The sequence below is a fragment of the Dongia sp. P2_B8 genome (genome assembly GCF_056404715.1).
On sequence record NZ_JBFUDM010000005.1, the window covers coordinates 176,118 to 189,502 of the forward strand.

Here is a 13,385-nt window from a genome sequence, read left to right on the forward strand (position 1 = left end):
GTCCCTTCAGTGACCATTTGCGGCTTTCGGCCGCGTTGTTGCGTGAATGTCCATGCCGCGCAGCGCCTCGACGATCGGCGCCATGCGCGTCCCCAGCGAACCTTTCACCAGCACGATGTCGCCGGCCTTAACGGCGGCAGTCAGCGGCGCCACCATGGCAACGGAATCAGGCGTATGACCGGCGCGCATCTCTGCCGGCAGCAGGTCATAAAGGTCGGCCATCAAGGGGCCGACCATGAAGGCGCGGTCGATGCCGGCACCCATGAGATCGTCCTTGAGGCCGCGATGAAGTGCTGGACCTTCGCTGCCCAGTTCGCGCATGTCGCCAAGGACGACGATGCGACGTCCACCCGCTGCGACCGGCAGCCCGGCAAGGACCGTGAAGGCCGCGCGCATGGCCGCGGGGCTGGCATTGTAGGATTCGTCGATGAGGGTGATGGCACCGTCCGCCAGCTGGATCTCCTCACGGTAGCCGCGGCCTTTCAGTGCCTTGGCCTGGCCAAGGTCCCGTGCCGCACGACCAACGTCAGCACCGATGGCTTTGACAGCAGCCAAGACCGCCAGCGCATTGATCGCCTGGTGGCGGCCGGCAAGGCCGGTCGTAAAGTCGATCTGTTTGCCGAACACGTCGGCGGCGACATGATTGCCGTCCAGGCCGGTCTCGCAGGTGAGCAGCCGCACGTCGCTCGCCGCATCAGCACCGAAACCGATCACATGGGGTACACCCAGATCCCTGGCGCGCGCCGCCATGCGGGCGAAATGCTCGTTGTCGCGCGGCAGGATCGCAGTGCCGCCGGCTTCGAGGCCTTCCAGAATTTCGGCCTTGGCATCGGCGATCTCGGCCACTGATTTGAAGAACTCGATATGGACGGCCTCGACGATGGTAATGATGGCGGCATGCGGCCGGACCATCTTGGCCAGCGGGCGGATCTCGTCGGCATGGTTCATGCCGAGCTCGAAGATGCCGATTTCCGTGTCGCGCGGCATACGCGCCAGCGACAGCGGTGCACCCCAATGATTGTTGAGATTGCCTTCCGAGGCGAAGGTCCGCGCCTGCGCCGACAAGACGGTCTTCAGCGCTTCCTTGGTGCTGGTCTTGCCGACACTGCCGGTGACGGCAATGAACTTCGCCGTCGAGCGGTTGCGTGCAGCAGTTCCCAGGGCGCCCAAAGCCAGCAGTGTATCCCCAACGAGGATGATCGGCGCGTTGGCAGAGATGCCGGCCGGCATGCGATGCGCGATGATGCCAGCGGCGCCCGCGGCCAGCGCGCCCTTGATATAATCATGGCCGTCAAAATGGGGGCCCTGGAGTGCGATGAACAGATCGCCCTTCCCCACCTTCCGGCTGTCGATCGAGACGCCGGTCGCGACAAAATCGGCATGGGCCGAACCGTAAACGGCGGCGGCGATTTCGGTCGATGTCCAGAGCGGCTGATTCATGCGGCACCCCGGCTGAGTTCCGCCGCGCAATTGCGTGCCACTTCGCTGTCGTCGAAATCGAACTTCTTGTCGCCGACGATCTGATAGGTCTCATGCCCCTTGCCGGCGATGACCAACAGGTCGCCAGCCTTCAGATCCTGCATGGCGGCGCGGATGGCTGCGGCACGGTCGCCGATTTCGACGGCACCGGGGGCCGCTGCCAGGATCTCGGCGCGAATGGTGGCCGGATCTTCGCTGCGGGGATTGTCGTCGGTCACGACAACGCGGTCGGCCAGACGCACGGCAAGTGCCCCCATTTCCGGACGCTTGCCCTTGTCGCGGTCGCCACCGCAGCCGAACACGACCACGAGGCGGCCGGTGACATGCGGCCGCAAAGTGGAAAGAACGGCATCCAGTCCCGCCGGCTTGTGAGCATAGTCGACATAGACAGCGGCACCCGACGGTGTCGTCGCCACGCGTTCGATACGGCCATGAACGCCGGTCAGGCGGTCGATCATGGCGACCGCCATGGGGGGCTCTTCGCCTTCGCCGATAACGAGGCCGAGCGCCGCGAGAAGATTTTCCGCCTGGAACAGGCCCGCGACCGAGAAGGTCACGTCATACCGCTTGCCGAAGACCTCCAGCGCCAATTGCTGGCCGGTCGCCAGCGGCTGCTGACCCACCAGGCGCAGATCGCCCTTCTTGCGGCCGAAGGTGATGATCCGGTGATGGCGCGCCTTGGCCAAGGCGATGATCTGGTCGGCCGCGTCGATGTCGGCATTGATGATGGCAGCGCCACCGGCCGGCAGCAATTCGCCGAACAGCCGCAGCTTGGCCTGGAGATAGGCCTCCATCGTCACGTGATAGTCGAGATGATCGCGGGTCAGATTGGTGAAGGCCGCAGCCGACACCTGGACGCCATCCAGGCGGAACTGATCGAGGCCATGGCTCGATGCCTCCATCGCCAGATGGTCGATATCCTTGTCAGCCAGTTCCGCCAGCAATTGGTGGAGCTTGACCGGGTCCGGCGTGGTGAGGCTCTCGCCATATTCGATGCCCGGGCCGATGAGGCCGATGGTGCCCAAGCTCGCCGCGCGGTGCCCGAGCAGCGACCAGAGCTGGCGCGCGAACACTGTTGTCGAGGTCTTGCCGCTGGTACCGGTGACGGCGGCGATGATCTTGGGCTGGCGCCCATAAAAGCGCGCAGCAATCTTGGCCAGAGCCTGGCGTGGCTGGTCGGCCTCGATCACGGCGACATGCGGCGGCACAAGGGGATTCTGCCCCGGCCCAACGAGGATGGCGCCGGCGCCGGCCGCAATTGCTGCCGGCACGAAGCTCAGGCCATCGAGCTTGGCACCCGGCAAGGCGGCGAACAGATTGCCCTGGGTGACGGCGCGCGAATCCAGCGCCAGGCCGGAAACGACGGTCGCGTCGATCCCGATCCCCGGCCGCATGACGCGGGCATGACCACCAATGAGCTCATTCAACCGCAAGGGGGATTCCTTCACCTTCTGTCGCAGGATTGGCATCCGGCGAAACACCGTTCTGTGGCGCTGCCGTCACGTCACGTGTCGTCGCGGAAACCGGTGTCGCGCCGAACGGCTTTGCCTTCATCACCGGCTCGTCATCCGAATCGGAATCAGATACCGGCAATGTGGCTGGAATGACTTTTGAATTGGCCTTTTTTGAGGCGGCGGAATCGTAATCGGCGACCATCGCAACCAGCGGGTTCTGCGCCAGCGGGGAATCATCCGGAATGGGTGAAAGGCCCATCAACGGCGCCATGCGCTGCACCAATGCACCGACGACAGGTGCCGCCACCCAGCCCGCCGTGGCATAGCCGTAAGAATGGGCATTGGGCTTGGGCTCGTCGACCAGAACCACCACCGCGTAACGTGGCGCGCTCATCGGGAAAGCGGCCACGAACACCGCCATGCGGGCATTGTCGCTATAGCCCTTGCCGACCTGCTTGTCGGCGGTACCGGTCTTGCCACCGACCAGGTAGCCCGGTGCGTTCGCCTTCTTGCCGGTACCGACCTGGACGACGAGGCGCATCAACTGGCGCATCTCGGCCGAGGTCTGTTCGGAAATCACCCGTGTGCCGGTTTCAACTTCATGGTCGGCGCGCTTGAGCAGCGTCGGCTGGCGCAGGATGCCGCCATTGGCAACCGCACCCACCGCGGGCAGTACCTGGATGGGGGCCACCGAAATGCCATGGCCATAGGAAATGGTCATGGTGTTCACACGGCGCCAGTTCTTCGGATATTGCGGGTCGCCCACTTCGGCAAGTTCGACCGGCGATTTGGCCAGCATGCCGAAACGCTGCAGATAGGTCTTCTGCACCTCGGCACCAAACGCATCGGCAAGCTTCGCCGACCCGATATTGGAGGAATAGGTGAAGATTTCCGGAATGCTCAGCCAGCGATGCTTGCCGTGGAAATCGTCAATCGAGAAGCGGCCGATCTTGATGGCGTGGGTCGCGTCATAACCGCCGGCCAAGGTCACCGTCCCGCTGTCGAGACCGATCGCCGTGTTGAAGAGCTTGAAGGTCGAGCCCATTTCATAGGTGCCAAGCGTCGCGCGGTTGAAGCGCGCATCATCGGTGGCGGCCCCCGGCTGCGCCGGATCGAAATCGGGCAGCGAGACCATGGCCAGCAATTCACCGGTCTGGATATCCATCACCATGCCGGCGCCACCGGTGGCGGTGAAGTCGGTGATGGCACGGGAAATCTCCTCGTGCAGGATGTGCTGGATGCGCACATCGATCGAGAGCTGCAGCGGCCGCTGACCGCCGGCCAGCACATCGTCAAACGAGCGCTCGACGCCAGCAAGGCCACGTGAGTCAACGTCGGAGAAGCCGACCACATGGGCGGTGAGATTGCCCTGCGGATAGACGCGCTTGGTCTCGTATTGGAAATAGAGGCCGGGAATGCCGAGGCGATTCACAGCCTGCTGCTGCTTGGGCGTCAGGTTGCGCTTCAGCCAGATGAAGCTTTTGTCGGCGGAAAGCTTCGCCGCCGTGGAGGCGAGTTGCATGTCGGGCAATGCCGCCGTCAACTGTGCAGCCGTCGCATCGGCATCGCGGATCTGATGCGGATTGGCATAAAGCGAGGCTGTGGTGAGTGACGTTGCCAGCACCACGCCATTGCGGTCGAGAATGTCGGCCCGGTCGGCCGTGGGGGCGGCCGCCACGCGGATCGCGTCATGTTCGCCCGGCAGCAAGGTCACCATGGCAAGGCGCGCCGCGATGACGACGAAGGCCACCGTGAAGAGCCCCAGACCCAGCATCAAGCGGCTATGGCTGACTTCCAGCGCACGGCGTTGCACGCCATCGGGTTCCGGCTGCAGGGCAATCGGGTTGATGACCGGCTGGGCGCGCTGCGCCTTATAGCTGGGTTGTCCGGTGGCAGTGGGGCGCAGGCGGCGGATCATTCGACACCTGCTTCATTGGCCGGTGCATTCTTGACCGTGGCAGGCGCCGGCTCTGCGTCGCCACCCTGGTTGGACTGCATGTCCGCGAGGATCGCGCGGATCGTCGCGTCATCGTCCGCAGGCGCGGCCGGCGTTTCCTTGCCGGCGGACGTCTGGAAGACGGGATCGTTGGCCGGTGCTGCTTCCGCGGGTGCCGCGACAACAGTCAAGGCTGGGGCCGATGCTGGGATAGCAACCGGTGCGGTCTCGGAATCAGGGGCGGCGGCCATCGGCGGCAGGCCCGGGGCTGCTTCCGCCGGTGCCGGTGCAGCCAGGCGCGGCGCCAGGCTATCGAAGGTCGCGATCTGGCCAGCCATCACTGGTGCAAGATCGGTGTGCCGGCGGGTGAGGTCCGCCAGACGCACCGGATCGTTGAGATAGCTCCACTCCGCATCCAGCACGCGCATTGCTTCGCGGTCGGCCGTGATCTGGCGGTTGACCATGCGCAGCTCACGCTCCTTCGACTGCACGGCGTATTTGACCTGGAACAGGCCGATGCCGAGCATGGCGAGGATGACGAACCAGACGATGGTGCCGATACGGATCATGCAGCCACCTCGTTCATGAGGCGCTCGGCGACGCGCAGCCGCGCGGAACGGGCGCGAGGGTTGGCAGCGATTTCGGCATCCGAGGCGGTGACGCCCTGCGATGCGATGAGATGCAGCGTCGCCACCGTCTCGGACACTTCCGGCAGATGGCGCGAGCCCTTGGGGTTGCGGCCGGCATGCTCGCGCATGAAATGCTTCACGCGGCGGTCTTCCAGCGAATGGAACGACACGATCGCCATGCGGCCGCCAGGCGCCAGCAATTGCGCGGCGGCTTCAAGGCCGCGGTCGATCTCGCCCAGCTCATCATTGACCGCGATGCGCAGCGCCTGGAAGGTGCGGGTGGCCGGGTCGATGCGATCCGGGCCGCCGCTGGGGCCGACTGCCCGGCGCACGATTTCGGCAAGACGCGCGGTCGTGGTGATGGGCGCCAGCGCGCGCGCCGCCACGATCGCCTTCGCCACGCGGCGTGCCTTTTTTTCTTCACCGAAGGTGAAGATGAGATCAGCAAGCGGCCGTTCGGCCATCTGGTTGACAATGTCGGCAGCACTTTCGCCGGCCTGCTCCATGCGCATGTCGAGGGGGCCGTCGAAGCGGAAGGAAAAGCCGCGCTCGGCTTCATCGAGCTGCATGGACGACACGCCGAGATCGAGGGTGACACCGGCAACGGCCGTGATACCACGCTCCGCCAGCAATTCGACCATGTCGCCGAAGCGGCCCTGGATCACGTGCAGGCGGCCCGGAAACTGGCGCAGCAGGGCATCGGCGCCGGCAACGGCGTCAGGGTCGCGATCGATCGCAAAGACCGTGCAATTGGCCGCTTCCAGGATGGCGCGGGAATAGCCACCGGCACCAAACGTGCCATCGACATAGATGGCGCCGTCCTGCGGACCCAAATTACCTGCGCCCAGGGCCGCGACCACTTCGGCCAGCAGCACCGGTTGATGACGCACGTCGCTCATTGCGCACCGCCGCCATTCTTGTCACCGCCGGCATTACGGAGGGTCATGCCCTTCTCAAGCGCACGGCGACGCGCTTCGGCGCGGTGGTCGGCGAATGTCTTGGGATGCCAGATCTCGAAGATCTCGCCGCGACCGACGAAAGCCGCTTCATCCTTCAGCTTGGCGTGATCGAGCAGCATTTCCGGCAACACGATGCGGCCTTCGCCGTCGAAGGCGAGCTGCTTGGTGTCGGAGAACAGAGTCGTGCTGAGATCGTCATGCACATCGGAGAAGAGATCGACCTTGCCCATCTGGTCGACCAGAGTCTGCAGCCAGTCGATGCCCGCGCACTGCAAGGCGTCGTAGCGAAACGCCGGGAGCGCCACGATGCCGCTGAAGTTCTGGCCCAATGCGTGGGTTGTCGCCAGGGCAGCACGGAACGTCGCCGGGACGGAAACGCGCCCCTTCTTGTCGATCCGGTTGACGAATGTGTCGATGAACAATGCCATCGGACGAGAGACACCCTTCGCGCACGTGGCCGGCCCGCCACTCAATTCCCATCCACCCGAACCACTTTGCCGTGCGGTTCTGGGAAATCACCTAGTGCTAATGGGATATCATGGGATGGTATGGGCGTCAATGGGAACGAGCTGTAAAGCCATGGAAAATATTGGATTTTTCCGTTTTCGGTCGTTTTACGGAAATCCCGATATGAATATTAACAAGGGCTTGGCAGGTACCCCTGATAAGCAAAGTTAACGAGTCTTATCAGCATCTTCACTCAGAAACTCTTTTTGTTTGTAAATTGTTCTCTTTTGTTCTGTAATCCCGTCCGCGACAGTCGGGTGATAAGTCGGTGACGGGATTCAGGCAAGCGGCCCTTTGTCGCCGGGTCGACCAGCGGAGGTTGGGATGGACGAGGTTTACTTTCGAGTACCCTTATTGCGAATAATAGATAGATCAGACAGTTCCGAATGCGTGTCGGAACTGCAGCATCAGCTCCCGCTGGCCAACAAATGGGATGCGGCGGCTCAGTATCGCGTGGCACAGATCCTGGGCGAGGGATTGGGTGGTGGCCCCGCCGATCTCATCGAAGCCGCCAAATGGATCGACCTTGCCACGCGTAAATACCATCAGGCTGCCGCCGTTACCCTGCAGGCAATGATCGACAAATATGGCTGGGACATTGTCGGCGAGGGGAAGCGGCGCGCATTCCGCTGGCAACAGGAACACTACAACGCCCAAGCCGGCTGGCCAGCGGAAGCGCCCGACGAGATCTTGTCGTCCATCGCGGATGACGCCCCAACGGGGACAGGTCTTGCCGTTGGCATTCGGCTGAACGATGGAAATGGTCTTCCTGCCGATTACGAGAAGGCTGTTCGCTTTTTCCGTTTCGGCGCGGAACGCGATGGCTGCATCGAGTGCACCTATCGCATCGGATATGCCTATTACCAAGGCAAAGGGATCAAAGCCGATCCCGTACAAGCAGCCGACTGGTTGAAGCTCGCAGCCAAGAGCGGCCATCGCGAGGCAATACTTTTTCTCGGCGTGATGGCGGCGCGTGGCCATGGAGTCGCGCGCGATACATCCGCGGCGCTCTATTTTCTTCAGCAGGCTGAGCGGGCCGGCCAGCCGGATGCGGCAACGTTGATCCGCGCGATCAACGACGGCGTCAGAATCTACTAGTCAAACAAGCAGGCAGGAGAGAGGTATGGACGAATGGCGCCGCAAACTGGAGCGTCGGAACCGTGCTCGCGCCGCTTGGCATCGACCACCGGCTCCGCCGGTCAAAATCGACACATGGGTCAAAGCCGCACTCGTCATCGGCGCCATTGTCGTTGTGGCCTGGTTCATGAACCGTGACAGTGTCGTCAGCCTTCATGAGGTAGAGTCGGCACTTATCTCGCCGGCCGCGACGCAGATACCAGATGGTTATGAGCTCTATCGTCTCGAAGACTATGACCAGGCATATGAGCTGCTGGCACCGCTCGCCGAACGCGGCGATGGCGAGGCACAATGCCGCATTGGAAAGATCCTGCTCAAGGGTCTGGGCGGACATGCCATCGACCAGATCGAGGGGATCAAATGGCTCGACCTTTGCATGCGCGATCCGGAGGTTGAAGACGATTGGGAAGCAAGAGATCTCACCGACGATGTGATCAATACCGTGGGTTGGGATGTCGTTGGCGAAGGTCGCCACCGTGCCTTCCAATGGCAGCAGGCGGACATCAATAGCCAGAACGGCGAACCGGGCATGGCATCGGAATTTGTGCTGCGCGATCTTGAAACCCTCGGCGGCGAAGAAGCTTTTGCGCTCGGGTCTCGCCTCAACGACGGTCTGGATATGCCGGTGGATTATGAAAAGGCATTGCGCTGTTTTCATCGCGCCGCGGAGTTCAATGTGACGGACGCGATCTTCAATATCGGTGTCGCTTATTATGCAGGCAAGGGTGTCAAAGCTGACCCTGTGGTCGCAAAGCGCTGGCTCCAAATCGCTGCCGACGGCGGCTTTGCCAAGGCGGCCAGCCTGCTTGGCGTCATGGCAGCGCGCGGGCATGGCGGTGAAAAGGACGTCGATCTGGCGCTCAAGTACCTGCAGCGGGCCATCGAGCTCGGTGATTCCGATGCGCAGATGCTGCACGAGGGGATTTCGGCAGGCGCCGAGCCACGCTAGCAACGCAGAACTTGAAAGAAGAAAAGCGCCAGACGGCCTGTAAGCCGGGTTCTGTCTTGGGCCGCTGCCGCGCACGATATAGTGGCGAACCACCATCACTCACGCGCGTCCGGCCCATGGATGACCATTCATCTGGGACGTTCGTTACCGAACGCCTCACGCGACCTACCCGAGGATCGACGCGGAAAGCGCCTGCCCAAGTTGCCCTGGACGCGTCCTCCTATCTGGTCTTGCTCCCGGTGGGGTTTGCCATGCCGCTTCCGTTGCCGGTCGCGCGGTGCGCTCTTACCGCACCGTTTCACCCTTACCGCTCTCGAAAGAGCGGCGGTCTGCTCTCTGTGGCACTGTCCCTAGGCTTGACACCCGCCGGACGTTATCCGGCACCGTTTTTCCGTGGAGCCCGGACTTTCCTCCCCTACCCCATCGCTGGAGCAAGAGCGGTCATCCGGCCATCTGGCTGGGGGCAGGAGGTAGGGCTTCACCTGCGAGGAGTCAAGCCTCGGGGATGACGACCTAGAAATACGGCCGCAGATTTCGCCGGACGCGGTCTAGGACGGGCTCATCCGCCGACGGAATCCGGAAGGTCTCGCCCGTGATCGTCTCGAAGGCGCGGATATAGACGGCGGCGGTTTCCCGGATGAGATCGGCTGGAATCTCGGGGATCCGGTCCTTGTAGGGATCGCAGCGTGCGGCGACCCAGCTGCGCACGAAATCCTTGTCGAAGCTCTCCGGCCGCTCACCCTTTTCGAAACGATCCTGATAGGTGTTCGCCAGCCAATAGCGGCTGCTGTCGGGCGTGTGGATCTCGTCAGCGAGGATGATGGTGCCGGCCTTGTCGACACCGAACTCATATTTGGTATCGACCAGGATGAGGCCACGCTTGGCGGCGAGCTCCTGCCCGCGCGCGAACAATGCCAAGGCATAGCGCGACAGAATCTGCCATTGATCGGCAGTGACCAATTTTTGCGCCACGATCATCGCCGGCGTCAGCGGCTCGTCATGGCCGCCATCGAAGGCCTTCGACGTCGGCGTGATGATGGGCTGCGGCAGCTTCTCATTGTCGCGCATGCCGTCGGGCAGGCGGATGCCGTACATCTCGCGCTGGCCCTTCTTGTAGAGCGTCAGGATCGAGGTGCCCGTGGTGCCGGCGAGATAAGCGCGCACCACGATCTCGACCGGCAGGATGTCGAGCCTGCGGCCAATGACGACATTGGGATCAGGATACTCGACCACATGGTTGGGGCAGATATCCTTGGTCGCCTCGAACCAATAGCGTGCGGTCTGCGTCAGCACCTGGCCCTTGTGCGGGATGGAGGCGAGGATTCGGTCAAAGGCGGAGAGCCGGTCGCTGGCGATGATGACCCGGCGCCCATCGGGCAGATCGTAATTGTCCCGCACCTTGCCGCGATAATGGTTGGGGAGTTCGGGGATGGTCGCATCGGCCAGGATTTGCGCCGGGTCGAGAGTGATTTGGGTCATGTCGTCCGTGGGGCCTGTCGTCGGTGGGGTCTGGGTCGGGAATGCCCCACTTTGTGCGCGGCTTGGCGGCAAAATGCAATTGCCGGATCAGCGCCGGCTATTTGGCCCGGAAAGTCAGGCTGATATTGCCGTCCGACCCTGCGATTTTGGTCGATTGCTTGCCGAAAACCCCTTTCAGGGGCCCGATCGTGTCCGGCAATTTGGTGCTGCCCATCAAGGACACCTTCGCCTGGCCAGCGCCCTTCATGGAGCTGACGCTGGGCAGGACCACCTGCACAGGCGCCCCCAGCCGATAGCTGGTGGTGTTGCCGACCGAATCGGTCTCGACGATGAGCTTCACGGTGGCAGGGTCGACCGGCGCCTTGCCGTTGATCGTGGTGGTGTCGGTAAAGGCGCCGTAGCCACCCTCGCCGCCCGGATCGCTGGTGACATAGGTGTCGTTGGCAGAAAGAGTGCCGCTGCAGCTTTGCGGGTGCCAGAGCTGGTAGCGCGCTGGCCCCAGATCGGATTTGAGAGCATTCGCATCGGCGATGGCCTGGTCCTTTTTGGCCACCATGCCCTGGATCTCGGGCGTCTTCGATAGCTCTTGCACGCCTGCCATCATGCAGGCCTCGTCCTCGCCACACTTTTCGGCCAAAGCCTGCATCTGCGCCATCATGTTGTCACTCGGCGCGTAGTTCTGCTGGAATGCCTGGGCTTTGGCTTGCTGCTCAGCCATTGCTGCTTCTTGTTCAGCAGTCGGTCCCGTCGACGCGACCGAGGTTGCCGGTCCCGCCACCATCACGCACTGAGCATTCAAGACACGCTCGATGGCGGAACTGGCCCAGTCGGACTTCGTCCGCTCCTTCACCGTCATGCTGATATTGACCGTCGTCGTCGCACCTTCCGGTGCCGGCCCCTTGGCCACGGCGAGATTGGTGCTGAATGGCAGGCTGAGAACAGCAAGAGTCATGGCGAGTTTATAGCGCATCAGGTGTCCCCTGTTTCAGTGGCGCAATATCGACCAAGGTCCAACTGTGCCAAACCGGCTGCAAAGCTGCAGTGACGCCCGTCACATATGAGACAGCTAGACCAGTGCACCGCGCGCGTCGATGGACCAGATATCGGCGACCTTGTCACCGCGCACGGCGATGAGCCAATCGTAGAGATTGACCGTCGGGTCGCAATGGCCGGGAATGAGGCGCAGCTTTTCGTCAAGCGCCGGCAGCGCGTCGCGGGCGCCCCGGATGATCCCGTGCTCATCCGAAGGTGAATCGAACGCAAGGTCCGGGCGGCCAGCCACGGTCGGGTAGCCGGAATCGATCGAGTGTGCCTTCAACCCGGCATCAACCACGGCAAAATCAGGCCGCCTGCTCATGACCGAGGTCAGCACGAAGAGACTGTTGGCAAAATCTGGACTCACCGGATCGGGCATGTTCTCGCCGTAATCGCGGTCCATGAAGATGTAGGAGCCCGGCTGGATTTCAGTATAGACGCCGCTTGCAGCCTCGATTGAAAAGGTCCCGGTCCCGGCGCCAGTCACCACCGGCACCGCGACGCCGTGTCTTTCCAAGGCAGCTTTCAGTTCCGCTGCGCGCCCGGCGGCGACATCGATCGCGGCTTTGCGTTCGGCCGGTGTGCGCAGATGCTGTGCCCTGCCGTGATAGGCATGGATGCCCGCAAAGCGCAGATTTCCAGTAGCGACAATCCGCGCCACCAGCGCCACCGCATCGGGGATCTCGACCACGCCGCAGCGACCGGCGCCGACGTCCAGCTCGACATAGACATCGATCGGCCGCGCTGCCGCCTGCGCGGCCTCGATCAACCGGTCAAGGCCAAGGTCGCTGTCGACACAGATGCCGATCTCCGCCCTCTCGGCGAGTGCCGCAAGACGCGCGAGCTTGGCACGACCAAGAACCTCATTCGTCACCAGCACATTGCCGACACCGCCCGCCACCAGCGCTTCGGCCTCGCTCACCTTCTGGCAACAGAGACCCACGGCCCCCAGCCGCATCTGCAGTACGCCGATAGCGGCACATTTGTGGGTCTTGCCATGGGGCCGCAGCCGGATCCCGCGCGCTTTGGCAAACTCCGCCATGCGCTGCAAATTGGCCTCAAAAGCATCGAGATCGACGATGAGCGCCGGCGTTTCGATGGCCGAGACCGGATCGCCGGGAACAAGATCAGGCCGCTTCACCGCCATGGCACGCCTGTCTTCATGCTGTGAGGAGACCGTTGAGGATCGCCGCCAAATCCGCATCCGGCCTATCGGTCAAATGCCGTTGCCGGAAGTGGCGGCAGAAGGCCCGCGTCGCGGCGGCACGATCGGCCGTGCCATAGCCATAGCGCTGCAGGCCTGCGAAGAACTCGTCATCCGACCATTGCACATGCTTTGGCGCGGGCCAGACACCGACACCGGCTGCAGCCAGTCCCTGCCAGTCGAAGAGTTCGCCGGGATCTTCCTTGCGCGCCGGCGCCACATCGCTGTGCCCGATCACACGCACGGCTGGAATGGCATGGCGCGCGATGATGCCGAGCGAGAGATCGCGCACGGCCGACATCTGTGCCACCGGAAAGGCACGGTAACCGAATTCATGGCCCGGATTGACGATCTCGATGCCGACCGAGCGTTGGTTGATATTGCTCTCACCCATCCAGGATGAAGCGCCGGCATGCCACGCGCGGCGGTCCTCCGGCACCAGACGGAAGACACGCCCGTCTTCCTCCACCACATAATGGGCACTGACCTTGGCTGCCGGATCGCGCAACCGCGCGATGGCCGCCTCGCCGCTCTGCATGCCGGTGTAATGCAGCAGCAGGATATCGACGGCATGCCCGTCGCGGCTGTCATGGTTGGGCGACGGGGCATCGATCATG

Annotated in this window: 12 protein-coding genes and 1 other RNA gene; 2 read left to right on the forward strand and 11 right to left on the reverse strand. The window is 63.0% G+C overall.

All coding sequences use genetic code 11. From position 1 onward, the window contains the following. Positions 1-6 precede the first annotated feature (6 nt). The 6 genes from AC1DWZ_RS16055 to AC1DWZ_RS16080 are packed head-to-tail and all read right to left on the reverse strand — an operon-like array spanning position 7 to position 6,885. The gene (locus AC1DWZ_RS16055) at positions 7-1,440 is read right to left on the reverse strand and encodes a UDP-N-acetylmuramoylalanyl-D-glutamyl-2,6-diaminopimelate--D-alanyl-D-alanine ligase (RefSeq protein WP_477169926.1); all 1,434 of its coding nucleotides are present in this window, start codon (positions 1,438-1,440) and stop codon (positions 7-9) included. Further along, entirely contained in the window at positions 1,437-2,912 is a 1,476-nt protein-coding gene (locus AC1DWZ_RS16060) for a UDP-N-acetylmuramoyl-L-alanyl-D-glutamate--2,6-diaminopimelate ligase (RefSeq protein WP_477169927.1), read from the reverse strand. Before AC1DWZ_RS16060 ends, AC1DWZ_RS16055 begins: the two co-directional genes overlap by 4 nt. Further along, positions 2,899-4,851, reverse strand: coding sequence for a peptidoglycan D,D-transpeptidase FtsI family protein (locus tag AC1DWZ_RS16065; RefSeq protein WP_477169928.1), 1,953 nt, complete (start codon positions 4,849-4,851; stop codon positions 2,899-2,901). The genes AC1DWZ_RS16060 and AC1DWZ_RS16065 overlap by 14 nt, the downstream gene beginning before the upstream one ends. Further along, positions 4,848-5,438 carry a cell division protein FtsL gene (gene ftsL / locus AC1DWZ_RS16070; RefSeq protein ID WP_477169929.1) on the reverse strand — a complete coding sequence of 197 codons (591 nt, stop codon included), beginning with the start codon at positions 5,436-5,438 and terminating at the stop codon, positions 4,848-4,850. The genes AC1DWZ_RS16065 and ftsL overlap by 4 nt, the downstream gene beginning before the upstream one ends. After that, a complete protein-coding gene (gene rsmH / locus AC1DWZ_RS16075; RefSeq protein ID WP_477169930.1) occupies positions 5,435-6,397 on the reverse strand; it encodes a 16S rRNA (cytosine(1402)-N(4))-methyltransferase RsmH in 963 nt (320 codons plus the stop codon). Before rsmH ends, ftsL begins: the two co-directional genes overlap by 4 nt. Beyond that, the gene (locus AC1DWZ_RS16080; protein WP_477169931.1) at positions 6,394-6,885 is read right to left on the reverse strand and encodes a division/cell wall cluster transcriptional repressor MraZ; all 492 of its coding nucleotides are present in this window, start codon (positions 6,883-6,885) and stop codon (positions 6,394-6,396) included. Before AC1DWZ_RS16080 ends, rsmH begins: the two co-directional genes overlap by 4 nt. A 469-nt stretch (positions 6,886-7,354) precedes the next feature. On the opposite strand from AC1DWZ_RS16080, the gene AC1DWZ_RS16085 reads away from it, so the two are divergent. Continuing rightward, positions 7,355-8,062 carry a tetratricopeptide repeat protein gene (locus AC1DWZ_RS16085; protein ID WP_477169932.1) on the forward strand — a complete coding sequence of 236 codons (708 nt, stop codon included), beginning with the start codon at positions 7,355-7,357 and terminating at the stop codon, positions 8,060-8,062. Between the two features lie 25 nt (positions 8,063-8,087). Continuing rightward, positions 8,088-9,050 (forward strand): tetratricopeptide repeat protein, encoded by a 963-nt coding sequence (locus tag AC1DWZ_RS16090; protein ID WP_477169933.1) that lies wholly within the window; start codon positions 8,088-8,090, stop codon positions 9,048-9,050. Positions 9,051-9,074: 24 nt separating this feature from the next. Here AC1DWZ_RS16090 and rnpB read toward each other — a convergent pair. The 5 genes from rnpB to AC1DWZ_RS16115 form a co-directional block, all read right to left on the reverse strand. Further along, positions 9,075-9,507, reverse strand: an RNA gene (gene rnpB / locus AC1DWZ_RS16095) — RNase P RNA component class A. A 56-nt stretch (positions 9,508-9,563) separates the two neighbouring features. Continuing rightward, complete coding sequence (locus tag AC1DWZ_RS16100) at positions 9,564-10,529, reverse strand: phosphoribosylaminoimidazolesuccinocarboxamide synthase (protein WP_477169934.1); 966 nt, start codon at positions 10,527-10,529, stop codon at positions 9,564-9,566. A 97-nt stretch (positions 10,530-10,626) separates the two neighbouring features. Continuing rightward, complete coding sequence (locus AC1DWZ_RS16105) at positions 10,627-11,499, reverse strand: hypothetical protein (RefSeq protein ID WP_477169935.1); 873 nt, start codon at positions 11,497-11,499, stop codon at positions 10,627-10,629. 96 nt (positions 11,500-11,595) lie between these two features. Continuing rightward, entirely contained in the window at positions 11,596-12,711 is a 1,116-nt protein-coding gene (locus tag AC1DWZ_RS16110; protein ID WP_477169936.1) for a DSD1 family PLP-dependent enzyme, read from the reverse strand. A 13-nt stretch (positions 12,712-12,724) separates the two neighbouring features. Continuing rightward, positions 12,725-13,384, reverse strand: a complete 660-nt coding sequence (locus AC1DWZ_RS16115) for an N-acetylmuramoyl-L-alanine amidase (RefSeq protein WP_477169937.1) — start codon at positions 13,382-13,384, stop codon at positions 12,725-12,727. Position 13,385: the final 1 nt, after the last annotated feature.